Below are 22,048 nucleotides of genomic sequence, written 5' to 3' on the forward strand. Positions count from 1 at the left end.
CTTACGCCTGCTCCTTCTGCTCCGCACGGAGTTTCTCAACAAATCGCTCCAGTCTTGCCAGTGCAGCCTTCAGATTTTGCAGAGAATATGCATAAGAAATACGCAAGAATCCTTCTCCGCTGTCGCCAAATGCGGTACCCGGCACAACGGCTACTTTTTCTTCTTTTAAGAAACGCTCCGCAAATTCTTCGGATGTCATGCCAAATTCTTTAATACACGGGAAAATATAGAATGCGCCGTAAGGCTCAAAGCATTCCAGTCCCATCTCTTTAAACGCATTAACCAGATAACGGCGGCGCTGGTCATAGGCCTCCCTCATGGTGGCTACATCTGCATCCCCGTTTCTCATGGCTTCTACGGCCGCATACTGGCTGGTCGTCGGTGCGCACATAATCGCAAACTGATGAATCTTTGTCATCTGTTCAATAATCTCTCTCGGTCCGCAGGCATAGCCCAGACGCCATCCGGTCATGGCATAAGCCTTGGAAAATCCGTTGATCAGAATGGTACGCTCTTTCATACCCGGAATCGAAGCGATGGTCACATGGTCGCCCTTGTAACTTAACTCGCTGTAAATCTCATCAGACAGGACAAAGATATCTTTCTCCATGACGATCTCTGCAATTTTTTCCAAATCCGCCCGCTCCATAATAGCTCCGGTAGGATTGTTCGGATACGGAAGCACTAAAATCTTCGTCTTATCCGTAATGTGCTCCAGCAGTTCCTCCGGTGTCAGCCGGAATTCATTTTCTGCCTTCAGCTCGATAATCACCGGCTTTCCGCCTGCCAGAATCGCACAAGGTTCATAGGATACATAGCTCGGCTGTGGGATCAGCACTTCATCCCCCGGATCCAGCATGGCACGCATGGCAATGTCAATACCCTCACTGCCACCAACGGTTACAATCGTCTCATGATGCCAGTCGTAGGATACCTGGTAGCGGCGGTCCAGATAGTTGCAGATCTCTTCTCTTAATTCTTTCAGTCCGGAATTGGACGTATAGAAGGTCCGTCCTTTTTCCAAGGAATAGATTCCCTCATCCCTTACATGCCAGGGTGTGTCAAAGTCCGGCTCACCTACACCAAGGGAGATCACATCCTTATCATTCATCTCACTTACCAGATCAAAGAACTTACGGATTCCGGATGGTTTAATATTTACAATGGTTTCAGACAGTGGGTTTCTCATGGGGTCACCAACATCCTTTCATCTTTTGACGGATTTACCATCACAGAGCCATGATCTTTATATTTCTTCAGAATGAAATGCGTTGCAGTGCTCAATACGGACTCCTGTGTGGACAGCTTCTCGGATACGAACTGTGCCACGCCGCGCATGGTCTTGCCCTCGATCATGACCATAAAGTCAAATCCTCCGGAAATCAGATAGACACAGTCTACTTCCGGATAGTTGTAGATTCTCTCTGCAATCTTGTCAAATCCAAGACCTCTCTGCGGAGTTACCTTTACCTCAATCAGCGCGGTTACTTTCTCGGAGCTGGTCTTATCCCAGTCGATCAGGGTGTGATAACCACAGATCACGCCTTCTTTTTCCATGTCAGCGATCTCGTTTGCCACTGCTGCTTCGTCCGTTCCCAGCATAATAGCAAGATCTTTCAGATCCACACGACTGTTCCGCTCGATGTATGTTAAAATCTTTTCTCTCATTTCTCTATTCCCCTACTCATATATCTTATATAATTCGTCTGTCTTCGGTCTTTCCAGATAAGCAGTGTCTTCCCCGTTCACTATCTTCTTCGCTTTTCCTTCCACGCAGCGTCCTACAATCGACGCCGGAATTCCGGCTTTCTTCAGTGCCTGCACCAGACCCAGTCCGTCGGGTGCCGCCATCAGCATGGAACCGCTGGAAATCAACTGGTACGGGTTCAGATGAAACTGCTCACAGACCTCTACGGTTTCCTGACGGATGGGGATTGCTTTCAGATCAATCTCCAGTCCCACGCCGGATGCCTCTGCCAGTTCCCAGAGCGCTCCGTAGATACCGCCTTCCGTTACGTCGTGCATGGCCGTGACTCCATGAGCCACAGCCACCATGGCCTCTGGAACCACCGAAAGATACTGATCAAAGGCTTTCGCCTGATCCACAAAGCTTCCGGTGAAATGTTGTTTTAGTTCTTCTTCTTTTTCTTTTGCAATGATGGAGGTTCCCTCGATTCCAATCCACTTGGTCACGATCACGTCATCCCCCACATGGGCTCCGCCGGTGGTGATCAGACGGTCTTTCTTTGCCTTACCCACTCCGGTCACAGAGATGACCGGCTGATTGACTACTGCCGTCACCTCCGTGTGTCCACCCATTACCTGTATATGCAGTTTCTCACAGGCGCATTCCACTTCCTGCATCAGCCTCCGAATCAGAGACTCATCCGCAGAAGGCGGCAGTAAAACAGTCAGAAGAACTCCTACCGGTTCCGCTCCCGCGCTTGCTAGGTCATTAGCCGTAATCTGCAGGGCCAACGTTCCCATATCTTTCTCCGTTCCCGTAATCGGGTCTGTAGAGAGCACAAACACTTCATCCGGCGCCAGCTGCATGACTGCACAGTCCTCGCCCACTCCGGCTCCTACCAGCACTTCATCTCTCTTGGTATGAATCTGACGGAAAACTGCTCTTTTTAATATACTTTCCGGTATCTTTCCTATCTCCATGGGTTCTTTCGCCTCCGTTATTGTACCGGTGCCGCAGCTGCCGCAGCTGCATTAGCCGCTGCTACATTCGCGTCCGCCAGTGCCTCGTCCTGTGCTGCGATGGCCGCCCGCAGATTCTCCGACAACGTCGGATCTCCTGCCGTACCATAGGTAACAACACGGTCACTGCCCTTGTAAGTACTCTTATTGATCTTAATCCGGTCTGTCTGCACACCATTGACCTTTACGATCTTGTAAAGCTCTGCCACATATCCGGTCTTTCCGGCAGATACGTTCTTATAACCAAGTCCCTGTCCGGCATCATCTCTTAAGATGGTGTTCGGCTTTACTTCATTTACCAGAACGCTTTCGAAGGAAATGCTCCGGTTGCTGTCTCTGGTTTCTTTTCCGTAGATATTAAATGTAATCTTCTTATCAGAAGTAGTGTATCCCTCTATATAAATCGGATACTCCGTAGAGTTCTTGAATTTAAAATCCTTATAGGTTCCGGCAATAGCTGCATCCTCAGACAGTTCTACATAATGAACGGTCATGGAATGAGGTGAACGCTCCACCACTTCCAGCTCTGCCCTCAGAACTGCATTGTAAAGGGTTGTAGATACCTGGCAGATACCGCCTCCCATACTGTCGACCACTTCACCATTCAGATAAGAGCCTGCCATGGCATACCCATTTTCTGCAGTAAATGGCGCTACCGTCTCATACATAGAAAATGTCTCACCCGGATATAATACCGTTCCATTCACATGTTTTGCACCGCTATTTACATTCTTGGAACGATCCGCACTGGACGTAGAAAAGCTGGTAGTGAAGGATCCCAGCAGATCTTTTACATAAGCAAGATCTTCTGCACTTCCCTCCGGTTTCGTTACCTGTACCGGAAGCTCCAGGAAATTTTCCCCATCTGTCCAGTCATTTTCCAGATAGTCCACAATAGCCCGTACAGAACTGTCTACGTTAATCTCCCGGCCTTCTTCTCCCGGTACAAAGGTAAACTCTCCGTTTTCCCTTGTCAGGGAAGCATTCTTTGCATCCTGGTCATACTTGGTACAAGTATCCTGTACATAAACCTGCACCATCTCTTCATTGGCTGTGCGGCTTAATGTATAATTTAAGCCATTGTGCTGCAGATCTTTCTGTTCCTTGTAGCGCTTCACCACATTACCGGTCCGTCCCACCTGCAGGGCACTTGTGACTGCATCCTCATTGGAATAAGTCACTCCGAATGATGATAACGGTGCATCCAGCGTCTGATCTCCAATCTTCAGTGTCAGTGTCTCTTCTCCCAGCTTCGCCTCATAAGCCGTCAGTGCGTTCATTGCCTCATCTTTCGTCATACCTGAGACATCCACGCCTTCGATAGTAATCCCTTTCAGAATCGTGGACTCAGCTGCACAGACAGTCATTCCCAGCGACATCAGCAGCAGACTCACAAGCACTGCCGCCGCGCTCCACCACTTTTTCATAATATTCTCCTCTTTCTCTTTATAATGCGTAAACCAAAAGCGGCAGTATCATAGCCACTACAAGAATTACCACGATCACACCGGCAACAATTCTTCTCTTTTTCTCATAATTGTTATAACGATTACTCATCCTGTTCTCCTTCCGCTCTTCGGCATCCGGCCATAATTCAGTATGATTTTGTCAATCATCCGGGACGCCTCACTTTTTGTCATATCCTCAATGCGAATATTTGTATCTATTCTATGATATTTCAGTAAATCATTCAAGTATCCTTTTTGTGAATCCGTAATCGGACTCTGCTTTTTTGCACTGTACTGCAGCGGTCTTGCAGCAAATGCATCCGGTTCTTTCTCTCCGAATTCCTTCCACAGCCTCTGCAACAGTTCATGTGTTGCCAGTGCATCATCAAGGGCTCGGTGGGAATGCCCCGGATCAATCCCGTAATGGACACACAGATCCGGCAGTCTGCGGGACGGCAGATCCGCCAGCACCTTCCTGGCAATTTTCAATGTATCTATTCCGTCTTTTTCAAAAGAATATCCCAGATTCACTGCCATCTGTTTCAGAAAGCTGAAATCAAACGTAATATTATGGCCCAGTATTGGCAGATCTTTGCAAAAATCAAAAAATTCCCGGAATGCTTCCTCCGTCTTCTTTCCTTCTGCCTGCATCGCATCCGTAATTCCCGTCAGTTCCGTGATCCGCTCCGGTATCGGTACTCCCGTATCAATCAGCGTCTCAAAAGTTTCCACGACCCGTCCCTGTTCAATGCGTGCCGCACCGATTTCCAGCACTTTATCTCTGGCAGGATTCAGTCCCGTTGTCTCCGTATCCAGAACAATATAATTATCCGTCATGACGTTCTCCTGTTCCTCCCAGTACCTCCATCCACGCTTCTCCGGTCAGTGGGTCTCTCTTCCGATAATCAAACATCACATATTCCGGCCCGGATGCTTTCTCCAGTACTTCCACATGTACCTGTCTGCCATAATCTCTGGTCAGATTTTTCAGTTCCTCTTTATACGGACTTAAGTCCGGTGCAAATGCCGGACGACTCTTCAGATTTTCCCGTGCGTACAGATCCAGCACCATGCACTGATCGTTATCCGGTCCGCTCAGCTTCTTCTCCTCCAGAAATGCCCTCAGGATCTCATATCTGGCAATTCTGGAATGGCCGATTCCGGATAATCCCTTTCTTTCATAATATTCTGACAGCTCCAGAAAAAAACGGTACGGAGAATCATACTGTTCCATAATGTGCGCAATCGTCCGGTCAAACTGGCGGCTGTTGTAATACACTTCCACCATCTCTTCCACACCCTTCAACGTCAGGACTTCTCCGTAATTCAGCCACCTGGTCGTCAGCACCTCATAAGGCGCATGCTCATGGTAACGAATCTCGTAGCCATCTGCATCTTCTTTCATACCGGAGCCCTTCAACACTTTCAAAAATCCAAGCTGCAGCTGATCCGGCTGCATGCCATAGACATCATCGAAGGACTTCTGAAAACTTTCCAGATTCTCATACGGAAGTCCTGCAATCAGATCCAGATGCTGATGAATATTTCCAAAACCTTTTACGCGGCTGACCACTTCCGCCAGTTTCGTAAGATCCATAGTGCGGTGAATCGCTTCCACTGTCTTCGGATTGGTGGACTGTACTCCGATCTCCAGCTGAATGAGTCCCGGACGCATCTGTTCCATAATGGCCAGTTCTTCTTCTGTCGTAATATCCGCTGCAATCTCAAAGTGAAAATTGGTCACTCCATTGTCATGTTCCTGAATCCAGTTCAATAATTCTACCGTTCGCCTGGGGTTACAGTTGAATGTACGATCTACAAATTTCACTTGTGGAACTCGCGCATCCAGAAATACCTGCAGCTCCTTCTTCACCAGAGCAAGACTCCGGAATCTGACTCTCTTATCAATAGAGGACAGACAGTAGCTGCACCGGAACGGGCATCCACGACTGGACTCATAATAAATAATTTTATGTTCAAAATCATGAAGATTTTCATAGGCAAAAGGCATCTCATCCATGGAGATCGGTTCTGCCCATGGCGTCTCGCAGATGTTTCCGTCCATATCACGATAAGTCAGATTCTCAATCTCAGAAAGCACGCCTGTTTCTTCTATATAATAAGAAGCGAGCTTCGGAAAATTTCCCTCTCCTTCGGCTCTCATGACTCCCCGTATTTCCGGATGTTTTTTGAGGAACTTTTCTGCATCATAGGACACCTCAGGGCCACCTGCCCAGATCTCTGTATGCGGAAGTATTTTCGGAAGTTCCTGCATCAGCTCTCCTATCAGTTTTCCATTCCAGATATAACAGGAAAATGCCGCCACATCCGGCTTTCTCCGGTAAATATCTCCAAGTATCTGGTCCGGCTGCTGGTTAATGGTATATTCTGCGATCTCAATCTGATTCCCATATTTCCCGGCTGCCGCCTTCAGACTGTACACCGCCAGATTGGAATGAATGTACTTTGCATTGATTGCCACCAGCAATATCTTTTTCATGGATTTTCCCTTTCTGTTCCGTTTTTCTTTCATCTTTTTAGAAATCCTTTATTTTGTGACCACACTTTGGTCACAATTCCCTGCTATTATAATACTCGTAACAGGAACACATCAGTATTTCATTCATAACACTTTAGGGGGCTCGAAAGAGTCCCCACTCCCTCGAAAAAATTCAAGACCGCAAGGTCTTTTTATTTTGCCCGTTTTTCTGTATACATTTGTATATAAAACAAAAGGAACCCCTGTCTCCAAGGATTCCTTAAAAGTAAGAGCACGAGACGGGATTCGAACCCGCGACCCTCGCCTTGGCAAGGCGATACTCCACCACTGAGCCACTCGTGCATATTTATATGTAAAGCTCTTTCGAGCGAAGCGGGTGATGGGAATCGAACCCACGTATCTAGCTTGGAAGGCTAGTGTTCTACCATTGAACTACACCCGCATATATGTGAAACCCTTTCGGGTTTTGCTGTTATATGTAAAAACCCTTTCGGGTTGTTTACGATTTGTTGTCTCTCGCTCGCGACAAGTGGTATCATACTATAAATCAAAGCCCCTGTCAACTACTTTTTTAAAATTTTTTTATTTTTTTAATTTTATACAAAAGGAGTCCTGCACACAGCAGGAACTCCTCTGATTTACTAGTAGAATACATGTGCTCCGATAACGATTCCGTCAGTGCTGCCCGCACGTTTAAAATGTGTCGCACTTCCGACTACAGTCTCGCCATTAATAGCTGCCTGTGCCGCCTGCATACAGCTGGCCTTGGGACCTGCTGCCAGAATAGAAGCAACCCTTCCGGTTGCTGCCGGACCAAACTGTCCCGGCTGGGCAATAACGCCCTGAATGCTGCTAGGATAGCCGCCGCTTTTTACACGGTTCATAACCACAGCTCCTACCGCCAGCTGTCCTTCATAGGGCTGGTTTCCGCTCTCTGCCTGAATCAGTGCTGCAAGGAGTGTCACCTCATCCGTACTCGCGGAGATAGCTCCCAGATTTTTTGTCCGTTTCGCTTTCTCTTCTTCTGCTTTTTTCGCCGCTTCCTCTGCTTCAATCTCCTCCATGGTCTTTGCCTGACCATACTCATAAGATACTTCCACATATTCTGCGGAAATGTAATCCATCTCTCCGTCAGAATAGATGATCTGAAGCCATCCGTCTTCTTCCTCTCCGACTTCTATCTTCTCACCACGTCCGATAAGGTCAATGACCGGCGCATCCGTACTGGCTTCATCCCGGACTTTCAGAGCATCTGCCACAACTGTTGCTACTTTCGGTACATCTTCCGACGCACGTTCTGCTGCTTCCTCACCAAATGCCAAGTATTCATCACTGACCCATCCGGTCACGTCTCCGGACTGAATCTCTGTCCAGCCGTCTGCCTGGTCTATAATATCGCCTGCATCCCCCTTAAAAAACTTGCCGACTACAGCAGCATCCGTACTGGCTTCTTTCCTGATACTGACAGACTCATCCACTTTCGCCATAACGCGTCCGGTCCATTCTCCTCCGGCAAGTATTTCATCCATCTGTTCTGCTGTCAAATCCTCCAGCACAGAACTAAGACTTCCTTCCCCCTCTGTACCAAGACTCGCAAAACCTGTCAGTCCCAGCCACATAGCCGTCAGCCCCAGGATCAACATCCCTCTCTTTAACATACGAATTCCTCCTATAATATTGCGTCCCGTTAAAGATATTACAGAATTGTTACATATATTACAGAGATTCTAACAGAAAATAATATATTTGTCAACTTTCTGAATTTTTGTCCATTTTCACACAGTAAAAAAAGTGTTCAAAAAAAGCCGCCCTCGCAGGACGACTTTATCAGATTTTTTATTTTTTCCGGCGCTGTCTGCACACCTCATACATGAGGATAGATGCCGCTACCGCCGCGTTCAAAGACTCCAGTTTTCCGTGCATAGGAATCCGTACCCACACATCCGCTTTACTGCTCAGTTCTTCTGTCAGGCCATTTCCTTCATTGCCGATCAGAAATGCAGTTCCACCCTTGTAGTCTTCCTCATCATAACAGTTCTTTCCCTGCAGATGAGCAGCGTATGTGCGGATTCCTCTCTGCTCAAGTTCCGGAAGAAATACCTTTAAATCTTCTACATAGAAAAACGGCATACGATAGACTGCCCCCATCGTAGCACGGATGGTCTTCGGATTGTAGATGTCCACAGAATCCATGCTCAGAATAATTCCATCTGCCCCGGCTCCTTCCGCCGTTCTGAGAATGGTTCCCAGATTACCAGGATCCTGCAGGTTCTCAAGGATCAGAAGAAACGGATTTTTCTTTTTTGTCAGGTCTTCCAGTGTATAATGATACTGTCTGAGCAGGCAAAGAATTCCCTGCGGTGTTTTTGTATCACTGACTGCTGCATAGACACGGTCATCCAGTACTTCCATAGGAACGCCGTCAAAAAAAGCCTGTCCTTTTTCCTCATACAGGCTTTTTGAAACATAAATCTTATGAATCCGCTCCCGCGGTGCTTCCAGGTACATCTTCATGCCTTCTACAAGAAAGATATCCTGTGCACTGCGGACTGAGGATTTTTTCATCAACTGCTGCAGGTTCTTCACCTGCGGGTTTGCTGTGCTTGTAATCATTATTTCGCCATATCTCCTGCGACTTCAATCATGTAATTCGATATGTTTTTCTGCATTGCGAGTGCATCATCAATATCAAAATCACAAAATTCACCATGTTTAAATCCTACCACGCGGTTACTCTTTCCTGCGCAGAGAAGATCTACTGCCATAGAGCCCATCATGGTCGCATAGACACGGTCACGGCAAGTCGGGCTTCCGCCTCGCTGCATGTAACCCAGAATCGTTGCTCTTGTCTCCACTCCGGTCGCTGCTTCGATTCTTCTCGCCATGGATGTAGAGTGGCCGATTCCTTCTGCGTTAATAATAATATGATGTTTCTTACCTTTTTTTCGGTTGCTGATAATATGATTAATAATTTTCTGCTCATCATAATCATATTTCTCAGGAATCAGAATATCCTCTGCACCGTTTGCAATACCGCACCAAAGTGCAATATAACCTGCATTTCTTCCCATAACCTCAATGATACTGCAGCGTTCATGAGAAGTAGAAGTATCTCTTACCTTATCAATCGCCTGCATGGCAGTATTTACTGCTGTATCAAAACCAATTGTATACTCGGTACATGCAATATCCAGGTCAATGGTTCCAGGCACACCAACAGTGTTAATGCCGAGTCCTGCAAGCTTCTGTGCTCCTGCATAGGAACCGTCACCGCCAATAACAACCAGTCCATCAATACCATGTTTTCTGCAGATTTCCGCACCTTTCTTCTGTCCTTCTTCCGTGCGGAATTCTGAGCAGCGGGCTGTAAACAGAATGGTGCCGCCCTTGTCCACGATATCGCTCACGGAATGTCTGGACATATCAATAATATCCTCCTCCAGAAGACCCTGATAGCCTCTCCGGATACCCTTTACATTCTTTCCTGCAGCACAGGCTTTTCTTACGACTGCCCGGATTGCCGCATTCATTCCCGGTGCGTCACCGCCGCTTGTCAAAACTCCAATTGTCTTTATCTCTTTTGCCATGGTTCGTTCCTCCGCAAACAGTTATCCAAAAAACAAGTCTCTATTCATTCTAATTCATTTTTACTGTATTTTCAATACGCTTCTGAACAGCTTTCACGTTTTTCTCGCCAAATTCCCGGTACAGTTTTTCAAGGAGTTCTTCGTTTACACGAACATTCCTGCTCATCGGAAGCACCTTCTTCATCTTTTCTTTTTTTACATAGATGACCACCTGATCGTCTCCTTCGCTGTCCATCAGAAGCCGGTAGAGATCTTTTTCCCGCCGTTGATACTCTTCCATATCCGCAAACTGAATCCATAACTCCTTTGATGCCACCGCAAATGGTACGATTTTCTCCAAGATCAGCTTGCTGGCCTTATCTTCTTCTGCGGAAATGCGGCCGCTTACAAATACTTTGCTGTCCACATTGAGCAGTGCCGCATTCTTCTCATAATCCCTCGGAAATACGATGACTTCCACATTTCCGACCAGATCTTCCACATTCAGAAACGCCATCATCTTGTTGGTCTTGGTTGCCTTCATGGTCTTCGCCGTGATCATGCCGCCAACGATCGCCCGTTCTCCGTCATGTACTTTGGGAAGTTCCCCTTCTTCCACCGGCAGGAAGTCCGTCGTCACATGGGAAATTCCATTCTTCCACTGCTCCTCGTACTCTTCCAGCGGATGTCCGCTGATATAAAATCCCAGTACCTCCTTTTCAAATGCCAGCAGATCTTCCTTGGAATACTCCGACACATCCGGTATCTTCACTTTAAAGGATGCCTTATCCTCCTCCGCAGCAAAATCAAAGAGACTCATCTGACCTGCAAAATCTTTCTTTTTCTTCTGTGCCGCATCATCCATCATCTGACCATAGATCATCATCATCTGACGGCGGTTAGCTCCAAAACTGTCGAACGCACCCGCCTTGATAAAGTTTTCCACGGTTCTCTTATTCACTTCTTTTCCGGACGTGCGGTCGATAAAGTCTGCCAGATCTTTAAAAGGCCCTCCGGCTTCCCGTTCCCGGATCAGTTCTTCAATCACCGGTTTTCCAACACTCTTAATCGCATTCAATCCATACCGGATGGCTCCGTCTGATACTGAAAATACGCCGACACTTTCATTAATATCCGGCGCCAGAATCTGAATTCCCATCTGACGGCATACCAGAATGTACTCGGACACCTTCGTAGAATTATCAATAACTGACGTCATCAGCGCTGCCATAAATTCTACCGGGTAATAATATTTCAGCCATGCCGTCTGATATGCCACTACCGCATAAGCCGCCGCATGGGATTTGTTAAATGCATATTTTGCAAAATCGATCATATCATCATAGATCTTGTTGGCCACCTTTTCCGGGATGCCATTGGAAATGCAGCCCGGCACATGCTCAGCTTCATTTCCACAGACAAAATTCTGGCGCTCCTGCTGCATGACGGCGGCCTTCTTCTTGGACATGGCACGGCGCACCAGATCTGCACGGCCCAGTGTATAACCTGCCAGTTTCTGCACGATCTGCATAACCTGTTCCTGATACACAATACATCCATAAGTCGGCTCCAGTATGGATTCCAGCTCCGGGCAGTCATAAGTAATACTGTCAGGATTATTTTTACCCCGGATATACTGTGGGATAAAATCCATAGGGCCAGGACGATACAGAGAAATACCTGCGATAATGTCCTCCAGACTCTGCGGTTTCAACTCCTTCATGAAATTCTTCATGCCCGTACTTTCCAGCTGGAACACTCCGTCGGTCTTTCCTGTTCCCAGGGAATCCAGTACCGCCTTGTCATCATAATCAATATGGTCTATATCGATCTTTACGCCGTTGCTCGTCTCTGCCATCTGCACGGCATTCTGAATCACCGTCAGCGTGCGGAGTCCCAGGAAATCCATTTTCAGAAGTCCCAGTTCCTCCAGTGTCGTCATGGTAAACTGCGTCGTCACAGAGCCGTCTGATGCCCGGGAAAGGGGCACATACTCATCCACTGCTTTCTGGCTGATCACAACACCTGCTGCATGCATGGAAGTATGGCGCGGAAGACCCTCCAGACGTTTTGACATGTCGACCAGTTCTTTTACCTGCTCATTAGTCTCATAGAGATTCCGAAATTCCGGATTCATCTGCAGTGCCTTATCCAGCGTAATATTCAGTTCCTGCGGAACCATCTTGGCAATAGAATCCACAAATGCATAGGGCAGATCCATGACACGACCTACGTCTCTTAGCACTCCCCTTGCTGCCAGCGTACCAAAGGTTACGATCTGTGCCACCCGGTCTTTTCCGTATTTCCGTACGACATAGTCAATGACTTCCTGCCTCCGTTCAAAGCAGAAATCCACGTCGATATCAGGCATGGAGACTCGTTCCGGATTGAGGAAACGTTCAAACAGCAGCTGATATTTTGCCGGGTCAATATTGGTGATTCCAAGAGTATAGGAAACCAGGCTTCCCGCTGCGGAACCACGTCCCGGTCCCACGGCAATGCCATGGTCTCTGGCATATTTGATAAAATCCCATACGATCAGGAAATAATCCACATATCCCATCTTCTGGATAATAGACAGCTCATAGGTCAGCTGATCTTTAAGATGGCCGTCATCATCCGGATAACGCTCTGCGAATCCATCCCAGCACATTTTATTCAGATATTCCCAGGAGGTATATCCCTCCGGCACATCATATTTCGGCAGTTTTGTTACACCGAATTCTATCTCCACATTACACCGGTCAGCGATCTTCTGGGTATTCTCCAGTGCCTGCAGCGCATAAGGAAATAACCGGGCCATCTCCTCAGGAGATTTCACATAATACTGCCCTCCTTCATAGCGCATCCTGTCTTCATCTGACAGACGTTTTCCAGTCTGCAGACAGAGCAGAATATCATGTGGTTTCACATCTTCCGCATAAGTATAATGGATATCGTTGGTCGCTACCAGTTCGATTCCCAGTTCTCTGCTCATTCTGAGCAGTGCCTGATTCACCTGTTTCTGCTCAGGCAGCCCGTGATCCTGAAGTTCCAGAAAGAAATTTCCCTTTCCAAAGATCTCTTCATACTCCTTCGCAGACCTGCAGGCTTCCTCGTACATTCCTCTCTGAATATACTTTTGTACCTCGCCTGCCAGACATGCACTGGTACAGATAATTCCTTCATGGTATTTTCTTAATACTTCTTTATCTACCCGTGGTTTATAATAAAAACCTTCCACAAAGCCCGTAGATACGATCTTCATAAGGTTCTGATAGCCCTGGTTATTTTCAGCAAGCAGCACCAGATGATAATATCTGTCCTCGCCGCCGGCTGCTTCTTTATCAAAACGGGAACCCGGTGCCACATAAACCTCGCAGCCAAGAATCGGCTTGATGCCCTGTGCCCGCGCTTCCCGGTAAAAATCAATCACGCCATACATGACGCCGTGATCCGTGATGGCTGCGCTGTTCATACCCAGTTCCTTTACCCGCGCCACATATTCTTTTATCTTATTAGAGCCGTCCAGAAGACTGTACTCCGTGTGTACATGCAGATGTACAAAATTCATGTTCTCTGTCCTCATTAAGAAAATTTCTCACTTGCGAGAGTTCCATATACATAAAAAGGCGCAGCAATCCATTTCTCGGATCGTTGCGCCAGTTCAGTTCATTTTTTAATTAACCATTAATCATGAATTCTAACAGTTTATCAATATCCTCTTTCTCGTATGCGATGATCTCCAGCTCCGGAATCTCACCGTTGGAGAAAATATTTGCAAGAGATACATACTGGCAAAGTTTGGACTTCAGGTTCAGTCTGTCTCCCTCTCCTGTTACTAATTCTACTCTTCCTTTACAGCTGTCGACTACCTCAAAGAATTTGTTCACGTCTTTGATATTCTGTACTTTCATTGTTCTAATCTCCTTTCTTCTTTTTACGTCTCTCATTATAAGCAAAGCAGTTCGGGAATGCAAGCTCTTTTTCAGCTATTTTCAGCTATTTTTTGCGGATGCACTTCTCGCCTATCTCGATCCTGCCTTCTTTCAGTAAATGTCCGACTGCTTTCTTGAAAGCATTCTTACTCATGGACAGCTCCCTGCTGATCACCTCCGGCGCTGCCTTATCCGTAAACGGAAGCACTCCGGCAAATTCATCGATCACTTTCAATACCTGTTCCGCATCTTTCTCAATCTGCAGATAGGTCTTCTCACGGAGACTCAAGTCAAGCTTTCCATCTTCCTTGACGCGGGTGACTCTGGCTTCCACCACATCTCCGATCCGTGCCTGTCCAAAAAATTCCCGTTTAGGAATCAACCCGGAATATTTGTCATCCACTGCAACAAATGCTCCGAAATTTTCACTGATCTCATATACCGTTCCTTTTACGCGGTCATCTTTCTGATAAGGACTTTCCTGGGACAGATATTCATATACGTTCATGGTCGCACAGAGACGGTCACTTTTATCTGTATATAATCCAACCAGGCATTCATCTCCAGCCTTCACTTTCTTAGTCTGCTGCTTGAATGGAAGAAACAGGTCTTTTTCCAGTCCCCAGTCAAGAAATGCACCAATCTTTGTCACTTCTTTTACTTTCAGCCTTGCCACCTTTCCAAGCGTAATATAAGGTTCCGCTGTGGTGGCAATGAGACGGTCTTTGGAATCTTTATAAAGAAATACCTCCAGTTCATCTCCCGTCTTTGCGCCCTCCGGCACCTGTTTTACCGGAAGAAGAACCCGGTTCTCCTGATCCTCTTCTTCCGCAAGGTATACACCGAAGTCCACTTTTTTCACAATTCTCAAGGGCTGTGTCTTTCCTAACTGCATCTTACTCTCCTATCGAAATTCTATTACCGCGTAGGGCTTTCCGTCCTGGTCTCCCAGCACTACCGTACCGCCGTTCTTATCTATCTTTACCTCCGGATAAATCACATCACCCAGAAGCGCTGATTTCTTATATTCCGCCTTCATCTGGCGGATCACAAATCCATCCGGCAGATATTCTGCTGCCATCTGTACATACTGTCCATTATTCACATGATGATTAACGTCCAGATGCCATCGGTGAACCGGAAACGGTTCTTCTGCTGTCATATCCTCCGGAATCTGAATATGGCCGTCTTCGTACTCCATACACGTAAGTCTTGGCTCCATCGTATAGGCACCCGCCACATCTTCCTCAAGCCTGCATGGTCTCTTCCGGACAGCATCCATATACACCCACAGACTGTCCGCACATGCGAGCATCTCTCCCCTTCCATCCAGCATCCGGAAATTTCTCCGGCCTGTCAGTTTTGAAAATTCATAGGGCGATGTCTCAACCCGAATGGACTCTGCCAGTTCCGGATATCTCTGAATCACTATCTTCCAGGAACTTAAGACCCACATCCGCTTTTTCTGTTCCACGAATGCAGCTCCCACTCCCAGATCCTCAGAATGAAAACTGCTGCAGTCCTGAAAAGAATTCAGGATCGCATTCAGTGTCATGCGCCGGTCCTGATCTACTTCTGAAAGTCTGACCCTGCTGTCATATCCGTACATGTACATTCTCCTCCGCACGTATTCCTCTGATAGTTTTCATTATACCGGGAAACTCAGAAAAATGCCACCCTTACTTTCCTGTTTTGCACAAATACAACAGGAAAAGAGCCATTCGAATTTTTATTTTTCGAATGGCTCTTCACCTGTCAATCTGAAGTTTCACCTTTGTATCTCCTTCCAAGATATTTTTTCTCCCTCACTTTCAGAGTTTTTTATTTTTCTCTGTTTTGTGATTCGTAGATTACCGTCCCATTGGACTGTACCTCGTCTTTCTGAGATTTTGTATCTCTTTCTTGTTTGTGATTTTATATTACAATATCTTTCTCCATTTGTCAATAGTTATTTGTAAATATTTTAATTATTTTTATATTATCAGACTATTCTTATACCTTCGCACAAATTAACAGCCGGAATCTCATTAAAAATCCCGGCTGTAAACTATACTTTTTTATACCAGATACGGCGTATCCTCACCATTCATATATTTCATTGCTCCGATGATAGAATTCTCTGCCATATTGGCAACCGCTTCCTCTGTGTAGAATGCCGTATGCGGACTTACCAGTACATTGGAATAAGATCTTAAAATTGCCAGCTTCGGATTATGAAGCGGTTCTCCCATCCGGTTGAAATAATAGAGACCACTCTCGTGTTCCACTACATCAAGTCCCGCAAATCCGACTTTTCCACTCTCAATACCGTCAATCAGTGCATCCGTATCAATCAGCGCACCACGGGCACAGTTGATGATCACCACATCCTGCTTCATTTTCTCAATGGCAGATGCATCGATCATATGGTAATTGTCGTCCGTTGCCGGAGCATGAAGCGTAATCACATCAGAATTTTTCAGAAGAGTATCAAGATCCGTATACTCCGCATACTGCTTCACTTCCTCATTTTCATAAAGATCATAGGCAAGCATCTTACAGCCAAATCCGGATAAATGCCGGATCACGGTGCGGCCGATTCTTCCTGTTCCGATAATACCGACGGTACAATCCGGAAGTTCCCGTCCAATCTTTCCCTTCAGCGTATAATCCTGTATGTTGGCCCGTTCCATAATATGAGGCATTCTGCGCAGTCCCATGAGCATCATCATAATCGCGTAGTCAGCCACACTGTTGGGAGAGTAACTGATATGGATGACTCCCATGCCAAGGCTTTTCGCATAATCCACGTCAATGTGATCGTAACCGATCGTTCTGGTGGCAATACATTTTACACCCATATCATGAAGTTTTTTGAGCATTGGCTGATCGAACACCGTCGTGATGACATTGACCACGTCGTAACCTTTCGCCAGCTCAAGATTATCCATGCAAGGCGTCTCCGTCGTATAATCATACTCGATCCCGTATTTGGGGCAGTATTTTTCAAAACATGGAAGTTCGTCAAACGTACGCATGCTGAATACAAACATTCTCATCTTCTAGTTCCTCCCAACATTTATTTTTGAAGAAAATTATACGCTTTCATCCGGTGCACTGCAAGCTTATTTCTGTGCTTCGATCTTCTCATTCAGTTCCGTCAGATACATCCAGCGCTCCATCTTCTCATCCAGTTCCGCCTGTACTTTTTCTTTCTCTTCTGTCAGTTCAGACAGACGGCTGTACTGGCTGGCATGGGCTGCCATCTCCGCATCCAGCTCTTCGATCTTCTGCTCCAGTGCCGCGATGTCATCGTCAATGGTCTCGAATTCCTTCTGTTCCTTATAAGAAAACTTTAACTTCTTCTCGCCCTTATCCCAAGTGGCTTTCTTCTTCCCACCTGATACCTCTGCAGATGCCTTACTGCTGCTTTTCTCGGCTATTCCGCCATTTTCCCGGTTTTTTGATTCCAGATAATCTGTATAACCACCCTCATACTGGCGAAAATGTCCACAACCATCAAATGCAAAAATACGGTCTGACACATTATCAAGGAAATAACGGTCATGGGATACCAGAATCACAATCCCAATAAAGGAATTCAGATAATCTTCCAGTATGGTCAGGGTCGGGATATCAAGCTCGTTGGTCACCTCATCCATAACCAGCACATTGGGTCCCTGCTGCAGCACTCCAAGCAGATAGAGCCGCCTCTTCTCTCCTCCGGAAAGCTTTCCAATGGGCGCATACTGCATGTCCGGCGTAAACAGAAAACGCTCCAGCATCTGGGATGCCGTAATCCGCCCGTCCCGGGTAGGAATATATTCTGCGATGTCCTTTACGTAATCAATGACTCGCTGATTTTCATCCATCTGCGGAATTTCCTGGGCGAAATATCCCATTTTAATGGTTTCACCAAATTCCACGCTACCCTCATCCGGCGGAATCTGTCCGGCAATCATTTTGAGCAGGGTAGATTTTCCGCATCCGTTGGAGCCCACAAACGCCACGGTCTGATTTTTCAGAAAAATATAATCGAAATCTTCTACAATCTTTCTGCCTTCATAACTCTTGGAAACATGATGAAGTTCAATAGTCTTCTTACCCATTCTGGTCTCCACAGAATCCAGTTCCAGGGCCTTGTCAAATACCGGCGCTTTTCCGGCTTTCAGAGCTTCCAGGCGGTCCAGACGTGCTCTCTGCTTGGTCGTTCTCGCCCGGCATCCTCTGGCTGCCCATTCCAGTTCCATCCGGAGGATGCTCTGCCGCTTCCGTTCCGTCGCCAGCTCCATCTCTTCCCGCTGCGCCTTTAATTCCAGAAATTGCGAATAATTAGCATCATAGCTGTAAATCTTACCACGGCTGATCTCCAGAATCCGGTTTGTCACCTGATCCAGAAAATAACGGTCATGGGTAACGGTAATCACCGTTCCACGGTATCTTCTCAGATACTGCTCCAGCCACCGGATCATATCCTCATCCAGATGGTTGGTGGGCTCGTCCAGAATCAGAATATCCGACGGCAAAAGCAGGGTTCTCGCCAGTGCCGCACGCTTCTTCTGCCCTCCTGACAAAGTACCCATTTTAGCATCATGCTCCAGGATACCAAGGGTATTCAGCATACTTCTTGCCTCATGCTCCATGATGTCCGCATCTCCGGCATCAGTTCCACCCCAGCTGCCCTTCACCGATGCAGAACCGGATACCACATAGGAAAGTACCGTCTCCTCCTCCGGGAATTCGTGCAGCTGGGTCAGATATGCAAGCTTCGCACCATTCTGGCGCACCACCTGCCCCTGATCCGGCTCCTCCGTTCCCGCAATGATCCGAAGAAGTGTCGTCTTACCTGTTCCATTGATTCCGATAATACCGATCTTTTCCCCTTCCTGAATTCCACAGGAAATATCGTCGAAGATCCATTTGTCACCATATAACTTGCTGACATGCTCAATATTTAAAATGTTCATTTGTTGTAATCCTCTCTCATCTTAGAACCGCTTTTATTCTAGCATAAAGAAGAAGATTGCGCAAAACTTACTGCCCTGCGATGTGCTGCCCTCTGCCACGCCGTGGGCCTCTTCGCCAACTTGCTTTCCTGCGCCGCGCTGTGAGCCTCTTCGCCAACTTGCTTTCCTGCGCCGCGCTGTGGGTCTCTGCACCAACTTGCTTTCCTGCGCCGCGCCGTGGGTCTCTGCACCAACTTGCTATCAAAAGTTCCTGCCTTTTTCAAAAAACGTGGAACTCACGGCCACAGACTTGCTTTCCAGACACATTTCACGCTCAAAAGCTTGTTGTAGCAAAGAAAAACAGGAACTTTGCCGAGGTCAATTTGAAATAGACCCAGGCATATCTATTAAGAATTGGAGAGAAGTTTCGTTGACAGCAAAGTATGGGAAATATATACTAAAATCAATCTCTTTCTATACTAGCATGTGAATAAGATACATCTTCAGATGTTCTTTTGAGGAATGATTTATGTACAGTGATATTTTTAGCAAACTATATGATGCATTTGGCTGGAATTATTATCCAGAATCCTTTGCTCAACTTTTGCTTCGTTGGATCGATGAGCAAGGATTACATATCAACAATATGCTTGACCTGGGATGTGGTACCGGCATCCTTTGCAATATGATAGCTGAGCATGGAATTGAAACTATGGGAATGGATTTGTCTCATGGGATGATTGCCATGGCAAAGCAGAATTATCCCCATATCGTTTTTCAGCAGGGAAATATGATCGACTGGAAGCCTAAGATGAACTTTGATCTGGTAACCAGTACCTGTGATGCGATCAATCATATCCTAGAGCCGGAAGATGTGAAAAAGGTGATAAAGAATGTATATTCCTATCTGAATCCAGGCGGCATTTTCCTATTTGATTTTTTGCGTCCTGGCGAAGAAGCTGACTGTGAGCCGGTTGATATGGGCGAACTTGATGGAAAGCGTCTGCAGTTTCAGATCTATCATCCAAAGGATCAGTTTGTAACCTTGCAGGCAGATTTATTTGAAGGGGATAAGTTGATTCATACTGAGAAGATTCAGGAACATCTGTATGAGCCCGAATGGATCTTAAACGTATTAAAAGAAACAGGATTTCAGGATGTGCGCTGTACGGATCAACTGTTAGAATCTGAATCAGGACATGCTGCGACTTGGTTTATTATAGCGAAGAAGTAATTAGCTTTCTAAATGGCAATCCCCATCATTCTATGGCTAGATACAAGAAAAGGTCAGGAGGGACGGCAAATGAAAAATCTGAACATTCCCGTTGGCATTTCCGATTTTGAAAAAATCCGGAATGACAAGTTTTACTATGTTGATAAAACCGGATTGGTCGCAGAACTTCTGAAAACCAAGGTCGAAGTAACATTTATTACCCGTCCTCGCCGCTTTGGAAAAACTTTAGGCATGAGTATGCTGGAAAGTTTCTTTGATATCAGAAAAGACAGCAAATCACTCTTTGATGGTCTTGAAATTACCCAGAATCAGAATCTGTGTCATGAGTGGATGAATCAGTATCCCACTGTTTTTGTTTCTTTCCGCCAGGTAGACGGGTTGAATTTCACCGGAGCATATGACATGCTCACAACCGTCATTGCAGAGTTGTATAAAGGGCATCCGTATCTGCTGGACAGTGATAAAATCAGTCCGTATGATAAAGAAATCATGAAACAGCTGGTATGCACCACTGCTTCTCCAAAAGCTATCAAGGGAAGTCTGTTATTACTGACAAAACTATTGCAGCAGCACTATGGGAAGCCCGTTGTCCTGCTCATTGATGAATACGATGTTCCATTGGCCAAGGCAAACAGCCACGGATACTATAACGAAATGCTGGATGTCATGAAAGGTCTGATGCAGGCCCTGAAGGACAATCGTTCTCTTCACTTTGCAGTCATTACCGGATGCCTGAAAATTGCAAAAGAAAGTATTTTCACAGGAACCAATAACTTTGTTTCCGATACTATTACCGATTCACGACTGAATGAATATTTTGGATTCGTGCAGGAAGAAGTCTCTCAGATACTTCAGGAGGCCGATATTACCGATCGTTCAGACAGCATCAAAGAATGGTACGATGGATATCATTTTGGAGATTTCGATGTGTACTGTCCATGGGATGTGATGAATTATCTTCTGGAATTACAGCACAACCCGGATGCCGCTCCGGTCAGCTACTGGAGAAATACCAGCGACAATGCAATCATCCGTTCTTTTATTGATTATGCAGGCAGCAATATCACCCAGAAATTAGAGACACTGCTCTCCGGCAGATCCATTCTCCAGCGAATTGATGAAAATCTTACTTACGATTATCTCCATTCTTCCGAAGACAATCTGTGGAGCATGTTATATCTGACTGGATATTTAACAAAAGCAAGGGAAACGGAATCTGGCAGCAATCCATCTGATCGTATAGTTGCTCTCACAATTCCAAATGCAGAGATAAAAGAAATTTTTGAGACGACCATTATCAAATGGTTTGACGACAGTGCAAAGACCTGGAACAGAAGCAGCCTATTTACTGCTGTCTGGAATGGAGACAGTGAAGGCATTACCCGAGAAATGAACGGCCTTCTTCGCCGGACCATCAGCTACCACGATTATAAAGAAGATTTCTACCATGCTTTTCTCGCAGGCATCTTCACCGGTGCCGGATATATGGTGGATTCCAACAAAGAACACGGCGAAGGCCGCAGCAACGTCGTCGTTTACGATTCCATTAATGGCCGCGTGGCCATCTTCGAAGCCAAATACACAAAAACGCTGGCCAATCTGGAACACGACTGCGATATCGCTTTACAGCAGATCGATGACCGCATGTATGCAAATGAATATGAAGATGATTATGATGAAATCCTCTGTTACGGAATCTCCTTTTTCAAGAAGCGGTGTATGATAAAAAAGAAAAATGGTGATTAAGCACAA

The 22,048-nt window shown here is 46.2% G+C and carries 17 protein-coding genes and 2 tRNA genes; 2 read left to right on the top strand and 17 right to left on the bottom strand.

Annotated elements, in window-relative coordinates; translation table 11 throughout:
* Position 1: 1 nt before the first annotated feature.
* The 17 genes from LKD36_RS10015 to LKD36_RS10095 all read right to left on the bottom strand — a co-directional run bounded on the left by LKD36_RS10015 (position 2) and on the right by LKD36_RS10095 (position 19,083).
* A complete protein-coding gene (locus LKD36_RS10015; RefSeq protein ID WP_308459507.1) occupies positions 2–1,189 on the bottom strand; it encodes a pyridoxal phosphate-dependent aminotransferase in 1,188 nt (395 codons plus the stop codon).
* A complete protein-coding gene (locus tag LKD36_RS10020; RefSeq protein ID WP_118771152.1) occupies positions 1,186–1,668 on the bottom strand; it encodes an Lrp/AsnC family transcriptional regulator in 483 nt (160 codons plus the stop codon). Before LKD36_RS10020 ends, LKD36_RS10015 begins: the two co-directional genes overlap by 4 nt.
* A 12-nt stretch (positions 1,669–1,680) precedes the next feature.
* Entirely contained in the window at positions 1,681–2,667 is a 987-nt protein-coding gene (locus tag LKD36_RS10025) for an AIR synthase family protein (protein ID WP_308459508.1), read from the bottom strand.
* 17 nt (positions 2,668–2,684) lie between these two features.
* Complete coding sequence (locus LKD36_RS10030; RefSeq protein WP_308459509.1) at positions 2,685–4,133, bottom strand: VanW family protein; 1,449 nt, start codon at positions 4,131–4,133, stop codon at positions 2,685–2,687.
* A gap of 126 nt (positions 4,134–4,259) precedes the next feature.
* A complete protein-coding gene (locus LKD36_RS10035; protein ID WP_118771149.1) occupies positions 4,260–4,991 on the bottom strand; it encodes an exonuclease domain-containing protein in 732 nt (243 codons plus the stop codon).
* On the bottom strand, positions 4,981–6,687 hold the full coding sequence (locus tag LKD36_RS10040) for a B12-binding domain-containing radical SAM protein (RefSeq protein ID WP_308459510.1): 1,707 nt from the start codon (positions 6,685–6,687) through the stop codon (positions 4,981–4,983). The genes LKD36_RS10035 and LKD36_RS10040 overlap by 11 nt, the downstream gene beginning before the upstream one ends.
* A 237-nt stretch (positions 6,688–6,924) precedes the next feature.
* Positions 6,925–6,996: transfer RNA gene (locus LKD36_RS10045), tRNA-Gly, on the bottom strand.
* A gap of 29 nt (positions 6,997–7,025) precedes the next feature.
* Positions 7,026–7,096, bottom strand: a tRNA-Gly gene (locus LKD36_RS10050).
* A gap of 199 nt (positions 7,097–7,295) precedes the next feature.
* Positions 7,296–8,312 (bottom strand): cell wall hydrolase, encoded by a 1,017-nt coding sequence (locus LKD36_RS10055; RefSeq protein ID WP_308459511.1) that lies wholly within the window; start codon positions 8,310–8,312, stop codon positions 7,296–7,298.
* 178 nt (positions 8,313–8,490) lie between these two features.
* The gene (locus tag LKD36_RS10060; RefSeq protein WP_308459512.1) at positions 8,491–9,267 is read right to left on the bottom strand and encodes a TrmH family RNA methyltransferase; all 777 of its coding nucleotides are present in this window, start codon (positions 9,265–9,267) and stop codon (positions 8,491–8,493) included.
* A complete protein-coding gene (gene pfkA / locus LKD36_RS10065; RefSeq protein ID WP_308459513.1) occupies positions 9,267–10,241 on the bottom strand; it encodes a 6-phosphofructokinase in 975 nt (324 codons plus the stop codon). Before pfkA ends, LKD36_RS10060 begins: the two co-directional genes overlap by 1 nt.
* Positions 10,242–10,290: 49 nt before the next feature.
* Positions 10,291–13,773, bottom strand: coding sequence for a DNA polymerase III subunit alpha (locus LKD36_RS10070; RefSeq protein WP_308459514.1), 3,483 nt, complete (start codon positions 13,771–13,773; stop codon positions 10,291–10,293).
* Between the two features lie 109 nt (positions 13,774–13,882).
* Entirely contained in the window at positions 13,883–14,116 is a 234-nt protein-coding gene (locus LKD36_RS10075) for a polya polymerase (protein ID WP_118771144.1), read from the bottom strand.
* Between the two features lie 85 nt (positions 14,117–14,201).
* Complete coding sequence (locus tag LKD36_RS10080; RefSeq protein ID WP_118771143.1) at positions 14,202–15,032, bottom strand: CvfB family protein; 831 nt, start codon at positions 15,030–15,032, stop codon at positions 14,202–14,204.
* Between the two features lie 9 nt (positions 15,033–15,041).
* Positions 15,042–15,746 (bottom strand): acyl-[acyl-carrier-protein] thioesterase, encoded by a 705-nt coding sequence (locus tag LKD36_RS10085; RefSeq protein ID WP_308459515.1) that lies wholly within the window; start codon positions 15,744–15,746, stop codon positions 15,042–15,044.
* Positions 15,747–16,194: 448 nt separating this feature from the next.
* A complete protein-coding gene (locus LKD36_RS10090) occupies positions 16,195–17,175 on the bottom strand; it encodes a D-isomer specific 2-hydroxyacid dehydrogenase family protein (protein WP_308459516.1) in 981 nt (326 codons plus the stop codon).
* 66 nt (positions 17,176–17,241) lie between these two features.
* Positions 17,242–19,083, bottom strand: a complete 1,842-nt coding sequence (locus tag LKD36_RS10095; RefSeq protein WP_308459517.1) for an ABC-F family ATP-binding cassette domain-containing protein — start codon at positions 19,081–19,083, stop codon at positions 17,242–17,244.
* A 508-nt stretch (positions 19,084–19,591) separates the two neighbouring features.
* On the opposite strand from LKD36_RS10095, the gene LKD36_RS10100 reads away from it, so the two are divergent.
* Both LKD36_RS10100 and LKD36_RS10105 read left to right on the top strand, forming a co-directional pair.
* Complete coding sequence (locus tag LKD36_RS10100) at positions 19,592–20,296, top strand: class I SAM-dependent DNA methyltransferase (RefSeq protein ID WP_308459518.1); 705 nt, start codon at positions 19,592–19,594, stop codon at positions 20,294–20,296.
* 69 nt (positions 20,297–20,365) lie between these two features.
* Positions 20,366–22,042, top strand: coding sequence for an AAA family ATPase (locus LKD36_RS10105; protein ID WP_308459519.1), 1,677 nt, complete (start codon positions 20,366–20,368; stop codon positions 22,040–22,042).
* Positions 22,043–22,048 lie beyond the last annotated feature (6 nt).

It is taken from the genome of Hominiventricola filiformis (genome assembly GCF_020686965.1).
Taxonomy (GTDB): Bacteria; Bacillota; Clostridia; order Lachnospirales; family Lachnospiraceae; genus Hominiventricola; species Hominiventricola filiformis.

What these genes read in the sequence shown, in the direction of transcription:
- LKD36_RS10040 (WP_308459510.1), bottom strand. Translation starts at nt 6,687, where the DNA reads ATGAAAGAAAAACGGAACAGAAAGGGAAAATCCATGAAAAAGATATTG.
- LKD36_RS10075 (WP_118771144.1), bottom strand. Translation starts at nt 14,116, where the DNA reads ATGAAAGTACAGAATATCAAAGACGTGAACAAATTCTTTGAGGTAGTC.
- LKD36_RS10055 (WP_308459511.1), bottom strand. Translation starts at nt 8,312, where the DNA reads ATGTTAAAGAGAGGGATGTTGATCCTGGGGCTGACGGCTATGTGGCTG.
- LKD36_RS10025 (WP_308459508.1), bottom strand. Translation starts at nt 2,667, where the DNA reads ATGGAGATAGGAAAGATACCGGAAAGTATATTAAAAAGAGCAGTTTTC.
- LKD36_RS10015 (WP_308459507.1), bottom strand. Translation starts at nt 1,189, where the DNA reads ATGAGAAACCCACTGTCTGAAACCATTGTAAATATTAAACCATCCGGA.
- LKD36_RS10060 (WP_308459512.1), bottom strand. Translation starts at nt 9,267, where the DNA reads ATGATTACAAGCACAGCAAACCCGCAGGTGAAGAACCTGCAGCAGTTG.
- LKD36_RS10030 (WP_308459509.1), bottom strand. Translation starts at nt 4,133, where the DNA reads ATGAAAAAGTGGTGGAGCGCGGCGGCAGTGCTTGTGAGTCTGCTGCTG.
- LKD36_RS10090 (WP_308459516.1), bottom strand. Translation starts at nt 17,175, where the DNA reads ATGAGAATGTTTGTATTCAGCATGCGTACGTTTGACGAACTTCCATGT.
- LKD36_RS10095 (WP_308459517.1), bottom strand. Translation starts at nt 19,083, where the DNA reads ATGAACATTTTAAATATTGAGCATGTCAGCAAGTTATATGGTGACAAA.
- LKD36_RS10035 (WP_118771149.1), bottom strand. Translation starts at nt 4,991, where the DNA reads ATGACGGATAATTATATTGTTCTGGATACGGAGACAACGGGACTGAAT.
- LKD36_RS10100 (WP_308459518.1), top strand. Translation starts at nt 19,592, where the DNA reads ATGTACAGTGATATTTTTAGCAAACTATATGATGCATTTGGCTGGAAT.
- LKD36_RS10070 (WP_308459514.1), bottom strand. Translation starts at nt 13,773, where the DNA reads ATGAATTTTGTACATCTGCATGTACACACGGAGTACAGTCTTCTGGAC.
- LKD36_RS10085 (WP_308459515.1), bottom strand. Translation starts at nt 15,746, where the DNA reads ATGTACGGATATGACAGCAGGGTCAGACTTTCAGAAGTAGATCAGGAC.
- LKD36_RS10105 (WP_308459519.1), top strand. Translation starts at nt 20,366, where the DNA reads ATGAAAAATCTGAACATTCCCGTTGGCATTTCCGATTTTGAAAAAATC.
- LKD36_RS10020 (WP_118771152.1), bottom strand. Translation starts at nt 1,668, where the DNA reads ATGAGAGAAAAGATTTTAACATACATCGAGCGGAACAGTCGTGTGGAT.
- LKD36_RS10080 (WP_118771143.1), bottom strand. Translation starts at nt 15,032, where the DNA reads ATGCAGTTAGGAAAGACACAGCCCTTGAGAATTGTGAAAAAAGTGGAC.
- pfkA (WP_308459513.1), bottom strand. Translation starts at nt 10,241, where the DNA reads ATGGCAAAAGAGATAAAGACAATTGGAGTTTTGACAAGCGGCGGTGAC.